The sequence below is a fragment of the Exilispira thermophila genome (assembly GCF_055389015.1).
Window position 1 is genome coordinate 1,458,549 of the sequence record NZ_AP042476.1, and the last position, 18,232, is coordinate 1,476,780.

An 18,232-nucleotide genomic window follows, 5' to 3' on the forward strand; every position below is an offset into this window, starting at 1 on the left:
TTTACAACTATTTATTCTTGAGTATATTGATCAAGTTTATCAGAAATTTTAAGAATTTTGTTTTTTATCTCTTCATATTTTTTATTAAATTCTTCTTCAGTATATGAATCAATATTGTTTAATAAATCTTGAATTTCTTTATTTATTGAGGATAAATCATTTAAAAGATTATTAAGATTTTCAAGATTTGTAATAGAGTCTGAAACCTTTTGTAATTTATTTTTAAGATCAACAATCTCTTTATTCAGTTTTTCAATTTGTTCCTTGGTATAATCTTTTATGTAATCGCTCTCTTTAGATATGGATTGTATTTCATTTTCATCATTTTTAATTTCTTTTGATTTCTGTGGATAAAATCCTAATAAAATAGAATAATTTTGTGTTGAATCACTTTCAATAAACTTTCTATTATATTTAATTCCAATTCCAGCATCTACCTTTTTATATTGATTTGAAAACCCATTATTTTTATCATAGGTAAAATTCCAGAAATTTCTTTTTAATTTATCAAAATTAGCAAGGTATACATAATCAGGGTTAGTAAAACCTGCTTTTCTTAAATAAAAAAGCATCCCAACAGTTGGATCAACCGGGTCATCTAAAGAATAGATAACTGAAGGGATATTTGTAGAATAATACTCTTTTTCCTGTTCGATAATACCAATATTTGGGATTCTAAAAGGTTTAAACTTGTTTTCACCTAAATAAGTATCAAAAATTAATCCAAGGGCAATAAAGTGACCCCTTACATCTAAATTTGTAAGACTTATGTTTATTTTTATCCCTTGATTATATGAATCTATATCTACGAATGAAATTTCCTCTTTTATTTTTAAAAAATTGGTTTCCCATGTAAAAACAAGTGTATTATTAACAACTTCTAGTTTTTTCTTTGTAGCTTTAAATTCATTTAAATTTATTATATTGTTATCAAACTTAATTGAAAGATAAGAGGTTAATGGAGAAGAATAATACAGGGAATATATATTAAACTTTTTCAAATATACATTAAAAAGGCCACTATTTTCATCAAATAAAACCTTATAATCTTTACTTTCAATACTATTACTATTTCCCCCATCATTACCAGCAGAAATGAATACCAACATTAATAAAACTATATAAATTATAAATACAAATTTTCCAATTTTTTTATTTTTCATTTAAAATATCCTGGATATTCTTAATTAATTCCATTTTCTTTTCTAATATTTTAGATAAAAGATTTAAATACTCTTCTTTTAAAGTTATTAATTTTTCTTTCTCTGTTAAAGTTTTCTCTTTTTCTGATAAACTTTTTTCTTTTTCAGCAATTTTTTTCTCAGCTTCAGATAAATTTAACTTATTTGATGATAGTAATGAATCATACTGCTTTTTTAAATCATTATACGACTTTTCCAAATCACTATATTTTGAACTTAAAGAATTATATTTTGTTTTTAATTCATTATTTGAGCTAACCAGATTTTCATATTTTAATTGTAAAGCTGAATATTCAGTCATACTTACCGTATTTTTTGCTATAATATCAGAATATTTACTTTGCAAGTTTAAATACTTTTCTTCTAAAGCAGATTTTTCATTACTTAATTTATTATAATCTAATTTTAAATTATTATAATTTGCTTCTAAATCACTGTAGTCAGATTTTAAAGAGCTATATTTAGAATTAAGTGAATCATAATTTGTTAATAAAATAGAATATTTCTTTTTTAAATCTTCAAACTCTTTAGAACCAACTTTGGTTTCGGTTTTGTTTTCTTTTAATTCTGTTGGTTTGTAACTTACATTTGATAAAGCTATTTCTCTAAAACTATCAGCAATTAATTTTAATATGGTATATTTTTCTTTTAATTTTATATATGCATTTGCAATTTCTACATTATTTATTGAAGTTAAAGTTTTATCCTGATTTTCAATTTGGCTTAAATAAATTTTAAAATATTTGTTTGCTTTAGTTTTATTACCTAATAATTTATAAGTATAATAAATAAAAAAATACGAATTTAATTTAAAATTTAATATTATATCTTGATCATTATAATTATTAACATAATTAAAAAAATAGATTAATGCATCATTGTAATTTTTTTTAAAAAAACCTATTTTTCCTAAAAAATATATTGAATCAACAGATTCCTGGGAAACTGGATTATTTTTTCTTAGCAATACAAAATATTTTTTTGAATTATCATAATCATTAGAATAATAATATGATAAAGCAAGATAAAAATATATTTTATCTTTATTAATATTTTGATTATTTTTTAAACTTAATCTAAAAAAATTAACTGCTTTTTCATAATTTTCATTTCTATATGAATCCAGAGCTTGAATGAAGTAAGAATTCTTATTATCATTACTCCCAACTAAAACACCACTGAATATTGAAAATAGCAGAAAAAATAAAACTAACAAAATAGAATAAATTTTAACACTTTTCATAATTTATATATCGGAAGATTCTAACGGTTTTTAATCTCTTTGAGCTTATATAATTCTTCTTGAGAAAATAATTTATCAATATCAATAATTATTATAAGTTTATTTTCTTCATCTTCCATTTTATATACACCTGTTATATATTCTTTATTTATTCCGCTATTTAAAATAGGAGGTGGTTGTATTTTAGATTCATCAATTTCAATTACCTGTTTAATCTTATCAATTAAAATCCCTATCTGCATATCATTTACATTAACTATTATTAAATTATTACTATTTGTAGATTCTTCTTTAAATTTAAATCTTTTTTTTAGATCTATTACAGGAATAATGTTATTTCTTAACTCAAATACTCCTTTTATTGTTTTTGGAAGATTTGGAATTTTAAAAATATCCTTTACTTCCTGAACCTCACTTACTTTCATTATGTCAATAGCATATATTTCTTTTTCTAAAATAAATGTAACAAACTGTAATCCCATATTTACCCCTTTCCCTGTCCTAAAAAAATCTATTTAACTCTATTCTTTCATATTAATATATTTGTAATTTTTTTAAACTATAAAATTTATTACTTTAAATAATTTCATAAAATAAATATATATAATTTGAATTTTATTTATAAAATTTTAAATTATAAAATTTAATATCTTTATAAATATAAAAAAATTAATCTATATCATTTTAATTTTTATATAAATTTTTGAAATTATTAAGTTTACTCTTATACATTTCAAAATAGTATCTAAATTAAAACAATATTATTTTATAAAATATAATAAAAAATATTTAAAATAAAATAAATATATAAAATAATAGCAGAAAAAAATATAATAAAAATAGATTACAAATTTTCTTTAATTGCTATATTAATCTCTACCTTTCCAAAGGGAAGTTCCAATGGAACAACCAGGGTTTCAAGTTCAATATTTGTAATTTCAACTTCTTTACCTTTAATTATAGATGGAGGAGTAAGGTCAAAATTATAGCCTTTGGAATGCAATTTTGTTATTGCAGAAGCTGTAATCATATTAGCTATCTCACCAATAGAAGCGATTACCATTTCATCTATTTCATTAAATTCTTCCTGATTCATTATAGAAGCAATTTTTAATGCAGCCTGCACATCTATATCCAGAATAAGTCTACCTTCAGCCTCTCCAAGTAAACCAATTATGAAGCCTATTCCATTTATATTAGATGAGTCTTCTTTAAGATAAATTTCTCCTCTCCTGATTTCAACTTGTAAGATCTCTTTTAGAATTTCATAAGAAGCTTCTACAAAAGGATTAATATAATCAATATTCATAATTACTCCTCATTAATTGTTATCTCTTTTTTATCTAATTCTTTTAAATAATCAACCATCTGGTTAACATCTATAATTAAAGAAATATCTCCATTACCTAAAATTGCAGCGCCTGCAATACCTGGGACTTTAGTTAACTTATTGTTTAATGGTTTAATAACAATGTCCTGCTCACCAATAAGAGCATCAACTACCAATCCAATTTTTGTTTCTCCAACATTTACAACTACAATATAAAGATTATTATTTAAATTTTTATCACTTTTAATATTAAATAATTCTCTAACAAAAATAATAGATATAATTTCATCTCTAATTTTTATAACTGTTTTATCCTCAACCTTAAATATCTCATCTCTAGAAATTCTTTTTGTTTCAAAAATAGAATTTATAGGAATTGCAAATACCTCATCTCCAACATTAACCATAAGAGCCTGTATAATTGCTAAAGTTAATGGTAGTTTAATTAAAATGGTTGTTCCCTTTCCTTTTTCAGAATCAATCGACAATGTTCCATTTAATTCCTCTATTCCCTTTTTAACAACATCCATTCCAACACCTCTACCAGAAACATCTGAAACCTTTTCCGCAGTTGAAAAACCAGGTAATAAAATCAATTCATATATTTCTTTTTCTGTTAAATTAGCATCCTGAGAAATTAAACCTTTCTCAATAGCTTTTTTCTTGATAATATCAGGATCAATCCCTTTTCCATCATCTTTAATTTCAATATAAATTATATTTCCTTCATTCTTTGCTGAAACTTTGATTGTTCCTGCTACAGGTTTTCCCTGTGCTTTTCTCTCTTCAGGTTTTTCGATACCATGATCCATTGAATTTCTTATAATATGCATTAAAGGATCGTTTAACTCCTCAATAATTGATTTATCTAATTCAGTATCTTCACCTTCAAGTACAAGTTTTACATCCTTACCTAATTTTCTCGATAAATCTCTAATAATTCTAGGAAATCTAGCAAACAATTGATTAATAGGAACCATTCTTATTTTCATTACACCTTCCTGAAGAAGGTTTATAATTCTAGCATGATTTTGCATTTCATTTTTTAAATTATCATTTGTTGTTTTTAGTAACTTGAAAAATGTAACAATTTTTTCACTTATACTTTTAGTAAACTTCTCTTTATCATCAACTGTTTCTAATCCTAAAATTAATTTTACCAAATTTTCAAAAATTGATTCATATTCCTGAATAACACTGAATTTACCAATAACTTCCTGCAATGAAGCTTTATTAATAACAAGTTGAGATACAAGATTTAAAAGTTCATCAATTCTTCCAGAATCGACTCTTAGAATAGCTCTGGGTTTAGTTGTAGAAGATTTTGCTGTATTTTCTTTTTGATCCTGTTTATTTTTCATTAGATCAATATTTTGTTTTTCATCTTTTTGTTTTTTTCTTAATTCTTTTTCATTTCTTTCCACTATCTCTTCAGCAAATTTTTCAATTTTTTTCTCTTCTTCAGTTTTTCCACCTTTTAAATAATCATCAGGATTTTTCTGTATAATTTCTAAATCTTCTACAGTTTCAGGAATAAAAATAAAATCTTTTATAGACTTATCATCTTTATCAGAAATAAACAAAAAAGCTGTGTATTTAAAAAATTTACTTTGTTGTAATTCATCGAAAGGGGGATCAGTTTTTATAACTTCTCCTAAATCTCTTAAAGAAGAATATACCTGTATAGGACCAACTGATGCCATTGGGTCATCTTTCGAAAAACTAACTTTTACAATTAATAATCTCTTTTCATTATTAACATTATTTTTTATTTTTTCCAGATCCTCTTGAGATAAAATAAAATTTTCTTTAAAATTACTTAATCCCTCCTCTATATTCTTATTTTCATCTTTTTTATTATTCACAACAATATCTTTATTAATTTCACTTAAAATAGAAGGGATAGAATTTAATTTTTTTTGTATTTCACTAACATCTTCATTAAACTCTTTATTATTATATTTGGCATCTATCATTTTTCTTAATGTATCAAATCCTTCTAAAATAATATCAATTATCTCTGAAGTTATTTCATATTGGGGATTACTTCTAATAAAATCTAAAGAATCTTCAAAGTGATGAGCAAATTGAGCAATATCATGTAGTTCCATTGTAGCTGAAGAACCTTTAATGCTATGAACAGCACGGAAAATTTCATTTATCATTTCTTGATTTTTATTATCTTTTTCAAGTTCAAGAATAGCTTTTTCAATATTTTCAAGTAAACTAAAACTTTCGTCAAAAAACATATCAAGAAATTCATTATAGTTGTCTAAATTGGACATAGCAAATCCTTAAATTTAATCCACTACTTTAATTAATAAAAGGAATTATCACATTTGTCAATAAGTTTTTTTTATCCAGGTTTTATTGTTAGTAAAAAATATCTTTACTTGAAATTTATTATTTTCCAATTATATATTTTTAAAGCACTAATTTATACTAATTGGTATCTACTTTTATTTGAACAGTAAAAAAATATTAATTAACTTTTTGGAGAAGTATTTATGAAAATAACAAAAAGAGTTCAAGTTGGAACCCTTGAATCCTCTGATTGCATGGTGACAATAGAACCATCCAATCAATTTGTACTTAATATTGATTCTACTGTTTCTAAACAATTTTATAACAATATAAAAGAGATTGCTAATTTTCTCTGCAAAAAATATTCTATTGAAAGCTGTTCCATACTTATTGAAGACAAAGGATCTTTACCATTTGCATTAAAAGCAAGAATTGAAGCAGCTATTTTAAGAGCAGGAGAAAAAAATGAATAATAAATCTTTTTTGAGAAGATCACAATTATATGTTCCTGGTAATTCACCTTCTATGATACAAAATTGTTATATATATGGAGCAGATGGGGTATTACTTGACTTAGAAGATAGTGTATCAATATATGAAAAAGATATTGCTAGACAACTCATTAAATGGGCTTTAAAAGAAATTGATTTTGGTAATATTGAAGTAGTAGTTAGAATTAATGGTATTGATACAGAATTTTGTATTAATGACCTTGAAGCAATAGTCCCTTTAAAACCAGATGCTATAAGGTTACCAAAAACATCTTCTAAAGAAGATATTTTTAAATATGAAGAAATTTTAAATAAAATAGAAGAAAAAAACAATATACCAATAGGAACTACAAAAATTGTTCCAATGCTTGAAACTGCAATTGCAATTGAAAATGCTTATGAAATAGCAATTAGTTCCAAAAGAATAACAGCAATTACAATTGGAGGAGAAGATTTAACTGCAGATATGAGAGTTGCTAGAACTAAAGAAGGGAATGAACTTTTATGGGCAAGATCTAGAGTAGCAATTGCAGCACATGCTGCTGGTGTTGATGCTTTAGACACTGTTTTTAGTGATGTTAATGATTATGAGGGACTCAGGAAAGATTGTGAAACTATTAAATCTTTAGGTTTTGATGGAAAAGCAGCAATAAACCCAAGACAAATTGAAATAATTCATGAAGTTTTTACACCTTCTGAAAAAGAGATAGAAAAGGCAAAAGCAATTATAAAAGCCAGCCAAAAAGCAAAAGGGGGAGTAATTTCATTAAACGGAAAAATGATTGATTACCCTGTTGTAAAAAGAGCTTATACTATTTTAAAATTTGCAGGGATTAATCCTGAAAAAAATTTAGGAGATGTGATAAAAATCAATAGCAGGGGATAAAGAAACTGCTTTCAGGCAACGAAAATAAACCTGAAAGCAGATAGGCTTAGGTTCGACATTTAATTTGGTCAAAAAGACCGTTTAGGAGAATGAAGAGCCTACAGCCGAATCAACATAATAATCGGATTTTAACAATCCAGATTGAATAGGAGAATGGATTATTCTCTGTAATAAATATCGTAAAGAATCTGCTTTCAATTAAAAAAAATAATTGGAGGAGGCAGATGAAACTATCAGTTGGAGTTGATTTACACAAGCATCAAATGACAGTATGTATAAAAAATTTAGAACAAAGGATTGCAGATATTAATTGGAAATTTTCTACAAAAAAAGAAGGATATATGGAATTTGTAAGATTGTTAAAGAAATTATCCCAACCAGAAGAAATTGAAATAGCAGTAGAATCTACAGGAAATACAAGATATTTTAAAAGAGAAATGGAAAATTATGGATTTAAAGTACATGTAGTAAATACCTTAAAGTTTAAAGTAATAAATGAATCAATAAACAAAACAGATAAACATGATGCAAGGACATTAGCAGAATTTTTATCAAAAGATATGATACCAGAAGTAAATTTATGTAAAGAAGATAGTAAAAATTTAAGAGATTTATTAAAGCATAGGTCAGTATTAAAAAAGACCAATGTAAGTTTAAAGAATCAAATACATGGAATAATGTTAGAAATGGGTATAGAAACAAAGAATGGACAGCTTAACACAAAAACAGGAAGGGTAAAAATTATAGAACAAATATCGGACCCAATAAAAAAAAGTATAGTATCAGGGATAATAAAAACAATAAATAGTATAGAAAGTTTAATATCAGAAATAGAGAAAGAGCTTTCAAAGATGACAGAAAAAGATGAAGCAGTAAGAATACTAAGGACAATACCAGGATGTGGATTGATAACTTCAATTACTTTAAGGGCTTACATAGATGACATAAATAAATTTAGTTCATATAAAAAGCTTTCTTCTTATTGTGGATTGGTACCATGGGTACAAAATTCAGCAGACAAGGAAAGATATGGGAATATAACTAAAAGAGGTTCACAAGAATTAAGAACAGCATTTGTACAGATGACAATGGGTATGATAAGGGTAAAAAGAGAAAGAGAAAACAGATATATGAAATCTTATAGAAATATGAAAAAAATAAAAGGAAGCGGAAAAGCAATAATAGCAACTTCAAGAAAATTAAGTAAATTGGTATGGACATTATTAAAAAATGGTTGTGAATATGATCCAGTAAAATCAAATGATATATTGTTAAATAAAGATTATTCCGTTGCCTGAAAGCAATAATTTGAGGTTTTACCTCGTTTAGATAAATTGGCAGATTTTTTGATATTTAATATTGATTTTTATAGGAGTAAAAAATGATTAAAAACTCTTTAAATAGAGAAATTCCAGAAACTATCCCTGGAATTAAAAAAGTTATCCCTTTTAATGGTGTTCATACAGTATTTCCTGAAGGTAAAAAAAATTCTGCAAATTTAAAAAGATACAAAAAAGAACATAATAAAATTGTTAAAAATATAGAAGAATTATTAGAGAAAGTGGAAATTAAAGATGGAATGACCATTTCATTTCACCATCATTTTAGAAATGGTGATAAAGTACTAAACTATGTTCTTGATGCAATTGCAAAAAAAGGGATTAAAGATCTAACAATTACTTCTTCTTCTTTAACAACAGCACATGACCATATCTTACCATATCTTGAAAATGGAACAATTACAAAAATTATAACCTCAGGATTGAGATCTAAATTGGGACAATATGCATCTTTTGGTAAATTAAAATATCCTGTAATTTTTCACAGTCATGGAGGAAGAGCTAGAAGAATTGAACAAGGATTGGTATCAATTGATATTGCATTTATTGCTTCACCTGGTTGCGATTTTATGGGTAACATCAATGGAATAGATTCTGAAACTCCATGCGGTTCATTAGGATATACAATAATTGATGCACAATATGCTAATAAAGTAGTTGCAATAACAAATGAAATTAAAGAAAAACCACTAAGTTATTATTCAATTCCACACTATCTGGTAGATTATATTCTTAAAATAGATGAAATTGGTGATCCTGCCAAAATTGGCACTGGAGCAACCAGGATTACAAAAAATCCTATTGATCTTCTTATAGCTAAAAATGCTGCTAAATTGATTTATCATTCCCCATATTTTAAAAATAACTTTAGTTTTCAAACAGGATCAGGTGGTGCATCTTTAGCTGTTGCAAAATTTTTACAAGAATATATGGATAAAAAAAATATAACTGGTAGTTTTGCTATTGGTGGAATTACTGGATATCTTGTTGATTTGCATAAACAAGGGTATTTTGAAAAATTATTTGATGTGCAATCATTTGACAAAAAAGCTGCATTGTCATTAAAAGAAAATCCAGATCATATTGAAATAGATGCATCTTTTTATGCCAACCCATTCAATGCATCTGCTTTAGTTAATTATTTAGATATTGTAATTTTATCTGCACTAGAAATTGATACCAATTTTAATGTTAATGTTCTTACAGGGTCAAATGGGGTTATTAGAGGTGCATCAGGTGGGCATAGTGATACTTCCTATGGAGCAAAACTAACAATAGTTGTAGCACCATCTTTTAGAAGTAGAATTCCAACAGTAGTGGATAAGGTTTTAACTGTTGTTACACCTGGAGAAAGTATTGATGTTCTGGTAACTGAAAGAGGGATTGCTGTAAATCCAAGACGAAAAGATATAATAGATTGGATTAAAAATACCGATTTAAATATTATAGATATCCACGATTTAAAAGAAAAAATATATTCAATTACCGGAAAACCAGAAGATGTAAAATTTAAAGATAATATTATAGGTGTAGTAGAATATAGAGATGGCTCAATTATTGATGTTATAAGAGAAGTTGAGCACTAAATCATTTTCATTGAACTATTTTTAGTATTTTGCAAATATTTTTTTAGATTAAACTTTTACTAAAAATAGTTATAAACTAATTAATTAATAAAAATTTAATTAATTAAAATAATTATATAAAAACAATTCATTATACATAGGGATATTTAATGAAATTTTCAAAAATTATTGTTAAATCAAGAATTTTTATTATAATTTTTTCATTTTTTCTATTAATACCTTCTTATTATGAATGGCAAAAAGTTCCAGTAATAAGAGATATTCTTGAATTTTTACCATCAAGTTTACCTTCAGTTAAAGGTCAAAAAATATTGGAAAAAGTTTTTAATAGTTCCTCAAATGCTTATCTCTATTTTTCTAATGCAGATGATAAAAACTATATAGTTAATATTCTTAATAAGATAAAAAAAATTAAAGGGGTAGTTAATGTACTTTCACCTGAAAGTTTATATATTCTAACAATCCCTAAAGATTTTCTTCCAGCTGCACTAAGAGAACAATTCTATCCTTCTAAAGGGCTAGCAGTTTCAATAACTTTAGATACCAATCCAAATAATCCAGAAACTTATAAAATTGTTGATCAAATTAATGATATTATTAAAGGGCATAGCGATATTCTTTTTGTTGGTTATTCTGTAATTAATACAGAAATGGATAGAATTTATGGTACAAATGCAATTGATATTTATTTAATCCTTTCTTTGATAGCATTATATATAATATTAACTTTAAGTACAGGGTCAATAATAATCCCTTTTTTATTTCTTTTATCCATAGGGGTCTCTTATGTTGTAAACATGGGAACCAATTTTATTTTTAAAAATGGAGTTTCTTTTTTAACCCAGAGTTTATCAGCTGCCTTGCAACTTGGAGTTACTATTGACTATTCTATTTTCTTGCTCCATCGTTATGAAGAAGAATATTTTAAAAATAAAAATAAATTCCAATCAATGGAAATTGCTATTCATAAAACAGCTACTTCTATTACAACTTCCTCTTTTACAACTATATTTGGATTTTTAGCGGTTACTTTCATGACATTAGGATTGGGTAAAGATTTAGGTTATGTACTGGCAAAAGGGATATTTTTAAGTTTTATTTTTACTTTAACATTATTACCTTCTCTTATTCTTGTTCTTGATAAACTTATACACAAAACAAGATTCAGATTACATCAATCTAAAATAGTTGAAAAATTTTCTAATCTATTCACAAACAAAGTATTTCGGTTTACAGTTTTCATACTTTTTATAATTATTTCTATATTTTCTATCTATGGATATAGAAATACCCCTATATCATATGACTTAACAGTAAGTTATCCAGAAAATTTAAAAAGTTTAGAACAGTTCAATAAATTTCTTGAAATTACTAAATCTGCAGATATCTTATCATTAATAATTGATCTTAGTGATGAAAAAGGATTTAAACCATTTAAAACTATTGATGACCTATCATATATCGATAGAGCGAAATTACAAAAAATGATTGATCAAATTGTTAAATTAGATGGGATACAAAATGAATATAGTGTTTTAAGTATAAATAGTTTTGGGTCAATAATAGAACCTATTACTTTTCTACCTGAAGATATTTTAAAAGGTTTTATTAAAGATAAATATATGGTTGTTAATATAAAAACATCGTATAAAGCAGGAACACAAAAATCATTGATTCTAAACGATGAAATTCTTAAAATTGCTAAAACTTACTATAAAAATGCATATTTGGCAGGTCAAAGTAGCTTAATATCTGATTTTATTAAAATTGCTACAATTGATTTTGATAAAGTTAATTTAATATCAATTATATTTATCTTTGTAATCTTACTGTTTTATTCATTATCTCTTACAATACCTATAATTCTAACTATAGTTATCGAAATAGCAATTGCTGTAAATTTCACTATACCTTTTGTATTCAAAACCCCTACTTCATTTATTGCACAAATTATATTAGGTGCAATTCAATTAGGTGCTACTGTAGATTATGCTGTATTATTCGTTAATAGATTTAATGAAGAATTGAGTTTAAACAATTTTAATAGAAATATTGCAATAAAAAATACAATTTCTTCAACTTTCAATTCAATTTTAACTGCAAGTTTATGCCTTTTTTCAGCAACATTTGGATACGCCGTTTTCAATGATATCCCGGTAGTAAGGACCATTGCAGGGATGATTGGAAGAGGTGCTTTAATTTCTTTTATCATTGTTGTATTCTTCTTCCCATCAGTTGTATTTTATCTTTCCTATTTTTTCAAGCTTTCATTCAAAAGAAAACTTGCATTAAATAAATTCTTAACCAAAAAAAAAGATAAATAATTTTATAACTACTTCTGTTTATTTTCTTTAAATTTGTGATATTAAGTTAAGTAACAAAAGTATTATTTGCACATATTAAAATTTTTAATTATATTTATTTATAACAATTAGTTATTAAAACTATTGCTTATATTATTTGTAATATTATTTTTATGAGGACAATATGAAAAAAAAGAAATTTACTTTTTTTATTTTAATTTTATTATTTTTATTCCCAATTTATGATATTACTGCTGAAAATACAAATAAAATTATCAAAAGTGAAGTATATTATATAAATATTAATCCCAATAGCAATATTAAAAACATTTCTATGATAACTATTCTAAAATGGTTAAACCAAAAACTTTTAAGTCTAAAAAAAATAAATAGTATAAGTAATTTTGAATCTGTATATGGAAATGCTGTTATAAGTTCAAGTTCCAACAATTTAAATGTAACAATAAATAAAAAAGATTATGTATTTTTAAGATCTAAACTACCACCCAATTTCCCTCTTCCAATAAATTTGCAATTTAAATACTATTTTAATGATAAAGAAATTTCAAATCCTAAAACCATATTAAACAGGAAAGGAAAATTTAAAATTGTTTTTAATATAACAAATAACTCTAAATACACAGCAAATATTAGTTATAAAACTCTTCCGAATAATAAAACTGTAACTTCACAAGAAGAAATATATATGCCATATGTTGCTTTAATTCAATCCGACTCAATCCCAATTATTGATTATGATGATATTACTGTAACTTCTGGTGTAAAAATGATAGTGGGGGAATCGTATTCAGTAAACATGTTTATCTTTCCATTCCCAGAAGGAAAAGCTGAAATTACATTCGAAGGAGTTATAAAAAAAATCCCTTCTTTCAAAATATCTGTTTCTCCTTTTACTTATAATTTACCAGATATAGTTAACAAAACAATTGAGGATACTAATAATAAAATTACCTCTACATTCATCAATTATTTAGAAGTAAAGAAAAATCTATTACAAATAATAAATTTTGAACAACAAATTTTAGATAATATAGAACTTTTTAATAAAGAATTTAAAGCTTTAACTCCACAACTTTTAGAAATTCAAGACCTATTTAACTTTTATGTAGGAAATCTTGAAAGAGTAATTAAAATAAATAACTTATTTGTACAAATAATGTATAAATTAAAAGATACTATTGGACTGGATGACAAAACTTTAAATGAAATAAATAAACTTTTTGAAGTTAACAACTATTTTATTAAAAGTGTTTTAGAAGGATTAGAAGTTGATGGTAAATCTATCCCAGGGATGTACGATTTTCCAGAAATTCTAACTGAAGGGGAAAAATCTTCTCAACTTATTACAGATATATTAAAGCAGTTTAAAGAAGGGACTCTTTCAATTAAAAACGCTCTTTCTGATTCAAATGATATAATTTCAAAATATGAAGTAGAAGTAATTAAAATTATTAACGAATTAAGAAAAGATACTGCTAAATTTAATAAAATTTTTACATTATCAAAAGACTTACTTGATTATTCACTTGAAATTGAAAATATTGATACTGAAAAAATTTCAATAGAGAAAAGTGTACAATTTATTTATAATCTGGTATTTTAATTTTAATATTAATGGTTGCTGGTAATGTTTAAATAATTATATTTGCTGGATTTTTATTATTATATTTATAATTTTTATTAAAATTATTATTAATTATTAAAACTATTATAGATTATTAAAGATAATTAATAAACATTAATTAATTTAATAAAATTAATCCAAATATATTTTAAACAATATTATTATTTTGGTTAGAACAACAAATTATTAATTAACGATACTATATAGATAAATAAAATGATTAAAAAAAAATTAATAGTTTTAAAATATGGCGGAAGTTCAGTTTCTACTGAAAACAAAATAAAGAAAATTGCTAAACAGATTAAATCCTATTATTCACAGGGATTTAATATTCTTGTTGTAATTTCAGCAATGGGAAAATTCACTGATGAACTTTTATCTTTAGCTTATAACATTTCCAAAACACCGTTATCCAGAGAATTAGATGTAATACTAACAACAGGTGAAAGAATTTCAATGGCATTATTATCTATAGCTTTAAATGATATAAATATCCCTGCAATTTCTTTTACAGGATCCCAAGCAGGAATAATTACAGATTGTTCCCATACAAAAGCTAAAATAGTTGATATAAGACCATTTAGAGTTGTAGAAGAATTAAATAAAAACAAAGTTGTAATTGTTGCCGGGTTTCAAGGTGTTTCAACAAATAAAAACATTACTACATTAGGACGTGGTGGATCAGACCTTACTGCAATAGCATTATCAATTTATTTAAAAGCAGATAAATGTATTATTAATACTGATGTTGATGGAATATATCCTGTTGATCCTACAATAATAAAAAATGTTTCACCCTTCAAATCTCTTTCTTTATCAGATGCAGCCCTTTTATCTTCACTTGGAGCAAAAGTAATGCATGATAGAGCTTGCGTTTTAGCTACAAGATATAAAAAAAGTTATATTGTTCGTTCAACATTTTCAACAAATGGAGGAACTATGATAAACTATAATGATGATAATAATAAAAATTATAATAAAGAAAATAATTACAATAAATATGATAACAATGATAATGATTATAACTCTAAGGTCCTAACAAATAAAATTAACAAAATAAGTGAAAATCTTTTTATTAAAGCAATTACAGGTAAAAAAAATATTATAGAAATTAAATTAATAAAAGATTTAAACCTCGATAAAATTCTTTCCTTTTTTAATAAATTTAATATAAATATAGAATATTTTTATTCATCAGATAAAGATTATTATATTTATTTATCTAAAGAAGAATATAAAAATAATATAAATAATTTAAAATCAATAAAAATAAAAAAAAGTGATTTGAATTTGTTTGTTATCCATATTATTGGTGAAGGTTTAAATTTTTTTCCTGGTTTTATTTACAAAATAACAAGAATACTCAATAAAAACAATATTGAACAAGAACAGATGTTTTTTCAAGGGAATGTTGCTTCAATTTTTATTGATTCAAAAAAATATGATTTGAAAAAAATTATAAAACTTTTTTATAATGATTTAAAAGAATATATTGAAACTGAATAAGCAGGGATCGAAACTATTCTATATAAAAATATAAATATTATTTACTATAATCTATTGTGATACTAAATATGATATTATAAATTTCATATTATCATCAATATCTTTTCTTTTTAAAATATTAGCCAACTTTTTATTTATCTTCTTTTTTGAATAAAGATAAAACAATTTTTCACCATGTTTTATCACTTTATCATATTCATGTGTTAAAAGAATAGCAATATGAATTAAATCATCAAAAAATGTAATTTTATTAAATTTTTTTTTAAAAAAAGCTTTCTGTATATTTTGATAAAATTGTTTTTCTTCTAACTTTTGCAATAAAATATTCATAAACAAAATTTTATTAAAATTTAACTCATTTTTATCTTTTTCATTTAAAAATATATAATAATCTTCTCCATTCTCTTCAATTGTTTTTGTAGAAATTGAATAAGTATAAATTTCATTATACTTTTCCTTCTTATAAATATTAAGAATATTTATCAAAGTAGTTATATATAAGCTAATATAGCTTTTAATAAATTCAGTACCATAGTAGTATAATCTATTAGTAAATAATATTTTATCATTAATATTATCATACATTATCATAACCATAGAATTATCAAGATTTTTGTTTGAATAAATTATCAAAATAAATTCATCATTAAAAAATTTATTTATATAACTAATATCTAACAAATGTTCTATTACAATAAAATATTGAGAATAACTTTTATTAAATACTGAAACATTTTTTATTGATTTTATATTATTGAAGATTTCTTGATTCTCTGCATTAGATATAACTAATAAATCATTAGCAAAAATTTTATTGGTTTCTAAAAAGCTTATACTAATTATTAAAACAAATACTAAACTCAAATAAATTATTAATTTAGTTTTAAACATTTTTAATTTTATTCCTGTTAATTTATTAAATTAAATTTATTAAATTAATTCATCTAATTTCATACTTTATCAAATTATTTTACAACTTTTTATTTGATATTTCTAAATGGATTAACCTTTTTAAATAGATTAGCAGAGAAATCAAAAAATCTACTATTTTTATCTTTATAATATTTAAATCCAATTTCTATTATTTTATCAATTAGCATAGGAAAATCTAAACCTTTTTTTTCCCATAAATAATATGCAAGAGAACCGGGTATTGTATTTATCTCATTAATATAAACATTGTTCTTTTTATCAAGCAAAAAATCAACCCTGACTACCCCATTACAATTCAATAATTTAAAAGATTTAATAGTTAATTCTTTAATTTGTTTTTCTACATCTTTATTAACATCAGCAGGAATTATTCTTTTATTTGTTGAATCTTTTCCCTGAATTTTGATATTTTTTGAATTTCCTCTTATATATTTATCTTCAAAAGTTAAGAACTCTTCCCAATTTATAGGTTCTTCAAGTAATGAAGTTAATACTTCATCTTGATATCCAATTGCAGAACAATTAATCTCCCTTACTTCGTTTATCATTTTTTCAACAATAAATTTTAAATCATATTGTACTGCAATATCAATTGCATTAATCAAGGAATCTATATCCTCTGCTTTAGAAATTCCAATACTCGAACCAAGATTTGAAGGTTTAACAATAACAGGAAAATTTAACTTATTAATTATGTTTTCAATTATAGAATCCTTATTCTGTTCCCAATCCTTTCTATAAAACCATAAAAAATCTACAATTGGTAAATTTTCAGATTTAAAAATCTGTTTCATAATAACTTTATCCATACCTGTTGCAGAACCTATAACACCAGATGAGGAGTAAGGAACATTGTTTAATTCTAAAAGCCCCTGTAAAGTTCCATCTTCTCCATTTGTTCCATGAACAAGGATAAAATAAAAATCAATTTTTATTTTTTTTCTCTTACTTACCAACCCTTTATCATAATAATATAAATTATGATCATTAGAAATAGGTTTTATAAAAGCAGGTTTTATACCATTAAAATCTTCATTTTTAAATGTCTCATATTTAAAAAGTTTAGGATGAGTAAACCATTGCCCCTTTTTATCAATATATATTGGAATAGGGTTGTATTTTGATTTATCAATATTTTCAAAAACCTGTAAAGCTGTAATTACAGAAACTTCATGTTCAACAGATTTACCACCAAAAATTATCCCTATATTTTTTTTCATAATTTCCCCTTTTCCTCTATAATTAAAATGTTGTTATTGTTTTTAAGTACTATTATTTATATAAAATTTTTACCTTCATTAATTATTTATATTCTAATTTCTCTTATGAAATAGTATCAATCTTTTCCTATTTTTCAAGAAAAGAAACATAATAAAATTAAAATTATTAATATAATTTAAAAAAACTTTCAAAAGTTAAACAAAAAATTATTAGATAAGCATTTTTAAAATTTAACTGTAAAA

At 24.0% G+C, this 18,232-nt stretch carries 14 protein-coding genes; 7 read left to right on the forward strand and 7 right to left on the reverse strand.

Annotated features, from left to right (window positions below; genetic code table 11):
* Positions 1–11 precede the first annotated feature (11 nt).
* The 5 genes from ACZ5EC_RS06195 to ACZ5EC_RS06215 form a co-directional block, all read right to left on the reverse strand.
* A complete protein-coding gene (locus ACZ5EC_RS06195) occupies positions 12–1,163 on the reverse strand; it encodes a hypothetical protein (protein ID WP_464304082.1) in 1,152 nt (383 codons plus the stop codon).
* Positions 1,153–2,445 (reverse strand): tetratricopeptide repeat protein, encoded by a 1,293-nt coding sequence (locus ACZ5EC_RS06200; RefSeq protein WP_464304083.1) that lies wholly within the window; start codon positions 2,443–2,445, stop codon positions 1,153–1,155. Before ACZ5EC_RS06200 ends, ACZ5EC_RS06195 begins: the two co-directional genes overlap by 11 nt.
* A gap of 20 nt (positions 2,446–2,465) precedes the next feature.
* Positions 2,466–2,927, reverse strand: a complete 462-nt coding sequence (locus ACZ5EC_RS06205) for a chemotaxis protein CheW (RefSeq protein WP_464304084.1) — start codon at positions 2,925–2,927, stop codon at positions 2,466–2,468.
* A 362-nt stretch (positions 2,928–3,289) separates the two neighbouring features.
* Positions 3,290–3,754: a chemotaxis protein CheX gene (locus ACZ5EC_RS06210; protein ID WP_464304085.1), complete on the reverse strand. Its 465-nt coding sequence runs from the start codon at positions 3,752–3,754 to the stop codon at positions 3,290–3,292.
* A 2-nt stretch (positions 3,755–3,756) separates the two neighbouring features.
* Positions 3,757–6,060: a chemotaxis protein CheA gene (locus ACZ5EC_RS06215; protein WP_464304086.1), complete on the reverse strand. Its 2,304-nt coding sequence runs from the start codon at positions 6,058–6,060 to the stop codon at positions 3,757–3,759.
* Positions 6,061–6,282: 222 nt separating this feature from the next.
* Between ACZ5EC_RS06215 and citD the strand changes: the two genes are divergently transcribed.
* From citD to ACZ5EC_RS06250, 7 genes are all read left to right on the forward strand, one after another.
* Positions 6,283–6,552, forward strand: coding sequence for a citrate lyase acyl carrier protein (gene citD / locus ACZ5EC_RS06220; protein WP_464304087.1), 270 nt, complete (start codon positions 6,283–6,285; stop codon positions 6,550–6,552).
* Positions 6,545–7,456, forward strand: coding sequence for an HpcH/HpaI aldolase/citrate lyase family protein (locus tag ACZ5EC_RS06225; protein ID WP_464304088.1), 912 nt, complete (start codon positions 6,545–6,547; stop codon positions 7,454–7,456). Before citD ends, ACZ5EC_RS06225 begins: the two co-directional genes overlap by 8 nt.
* 224 nt (positions 7,457–7,680) lie before the next feature.
* Complete coding sequence (locus tag ACZ5EC_RS06230; RefSeq protein ID WP_464301847.1) at positions 7,681–8,754, forward strand: IS110 family RNA-guided transposase; 1,074 nt, start codon at positions 7,681–7,683, stop codon at positions 8,752–8,754.
* An 83-nt stretch (positions 8,755–8,837) separates the two neighbouring features.
* On the forward strand, positions 8,838–10,382 hold the full coding sequence (gene citF / locus ACZ5EC_RS06235) for a citrate lyase subunit alpha (RefSeq protein ID WP_464304089.1): 1,545 nt from the start codon (positions 8,838–8,840) through the stop codon (positions 10,380–10,382).
* Positions 10,383–10,531: 149 nt separating this feature from the next.
* A complete protein-coding gene (locus ACZ5EC_RS06240) occupies positions 10,532–12,706 on the forward strand; it encodes an efflux RND transporter permease subunit (protein WP_464304090.1) in 2,175 nt (724 codons plus the stop codon).
* Positions 12,707–12,869: 163 nt separating this feature from the next.
* Positions 12,870–14,309, forward strand: coding sequence for a hypothetical protein (locus tag ACZ5EC_RS06245; protein ID WP_464304091.1), 1,440 nt, complete (start codon positions 12,870–12,872; stop codon positions 14,307–14,309).
* A gap of 237 nt (positions 14,310–14,546) precedes the next feature.
* Complete coding sequence (locus ACZ5EC_RS06250; RefSeq protein ID WP_464304092.1) at positions 14,547–15,836, forward strand: aspartate kinase; 1,290 nt, start codon at positions 14,547–14,549, stop codon at positions 15,834–15,836.
* 51 nt (positions 15,837–15,887) lie between these two features.
* On the opposite strand, the gene ACZ5EC_RS06255 is transcribed toward ACZ5EC_RS06250, so the two are convergent.
* Both ACZ5EC_RS06255 and ACZ5EC_RS06260 read right to left on the reverse strand, forming a co-directional pair.
* Positions 15,888–16,727 carry a hypothetical protein gene (locus ACZ5EC_RS06255; protein WP_464304093.1) on the reverse strand — a complete coding sequence of 280 codons (840 nt, stop codon included), beginning with the start codon at positions 16,725–16,727 and terminating at the stop codon, positions 15,888–15,890.
* A gap of 89 nt (positions 16,728–16,816) precedes the next feature.
* Positions 16,817–17,989, reverse strand: a complete 1,173-nt coding sequence (locus ACZ5EC_RS06260; RefSeq protein ID WP_464304094.1) for a D-alanine--D-alanine ligase family protein — start codon at positions 17,987–17,989, stop codon at positions 16,817–16,819.
* Positions 17,990–18,232 lie beyond the last annotated feature (243 nt).

Excerpts from the sequence above, each read along its gene's own strand:
- ACZ5EC_RS06195 (WP_464304082.1), bottom strand. The coding sequence starts at position 1,163 with ATGAAAAATAAAAAAATTGGAAAATTTGTATTTATAATTTATATAGTT.
- ACZ5EC_RS06200 (WP_464304083.1), bottom strand. The coding sequence starts at position 2,445 with ATGAAAAGTGTTAAAATTTATTCTATTTTGTTAGTTTTATTTTTTCTG.
- ACZ5EC_RS06205 (WP_464304084.1), bottom strand. The coding sequence starts at position 2,927 with ATGGGATTACAGTTTGTTACATTTATTTTAGAAAAAGAAATATATGCT.
- ACZ5EC_RS06210 (WP_464304085.1), bottom strand. The coding sequence starts at position 3,754 with ATGAATATTGATTATATTAATCCTTTTGTAGAAGCTTCTTATGAAATT.
- ACZ5EC_RS06215 (WP_464304086.1), bottom strand. The coding sequence starts at position 6,060 with ATGTCCAATTTAGACAACTATAATGAATTTCTTGATATGTTTTTTGAC.
- citD (WP_464304087.1), top strand. The coding sequence starts at position 6,283 with ATGAAAATAACAAAAAGAGTTCAAGTTGGAACCCTTGAATCCTCTGAT.
- ACZ5EC_RS06225 (WP_464304088.1), top strand. The coding sequence starts at position 6,545 with ATGAATAATAAATCTTTTTTGAGAAGATCACAATTATATGTTCCTGGT.
- ACZ5EC_RS06230 (WP_464301847.1), top strand. The coding sequence starts at position 7,681 with ATGAAACTATCAGTTGGAGTTGATTTACACAAGCATCAAATGACAGTA.
- citF (WP_464304089.1), top strand. The coding sequence starts at position 8,838 with ATGATTAAAAACTCTTTAAATAGAGAAATTCCAGAAACTATCCCTGGA.
- ACZ5EC_RS06240 (WP_464304090.1), top strand. The coding sequence starts at position 10,532 with ATGAAATTTTCAAAAATTATTGTTAAATCAAGAATTTTTATTATAATT.
- ACZ5EC_RS06245 (WP_464304091.1), top strand. The coding sequence starts at position 12,870 with ATGAAAAAAAAGAAATTTACTTTTTTTATTTTAATTTTATTATTTTTA.
- ACZ5EC_RS06250 (WP_464304092.1), top strand. The coding sequence starts at position 14,547 with ATGATTAAAAAAAAATTAATAGTTTTAAAATATGGCGGAAGTTCAGTT.
- ACZ5EC_RS06255 (WP_464304093.1), bottom strand. The coding sequence starts at position 16,727 with ATGTTTAAAACTAAATTAATAATTTATTTGAGTTTAGTATTTGTTTTA.
- ACZ5EC_RS06260 (WP_464304094.1), bottom strand. The coding sequence starts at position 17,989 with ATGAAAAAAAATATAGGGATAATTTTTGGTGGTAAATCTGTTGAACAT.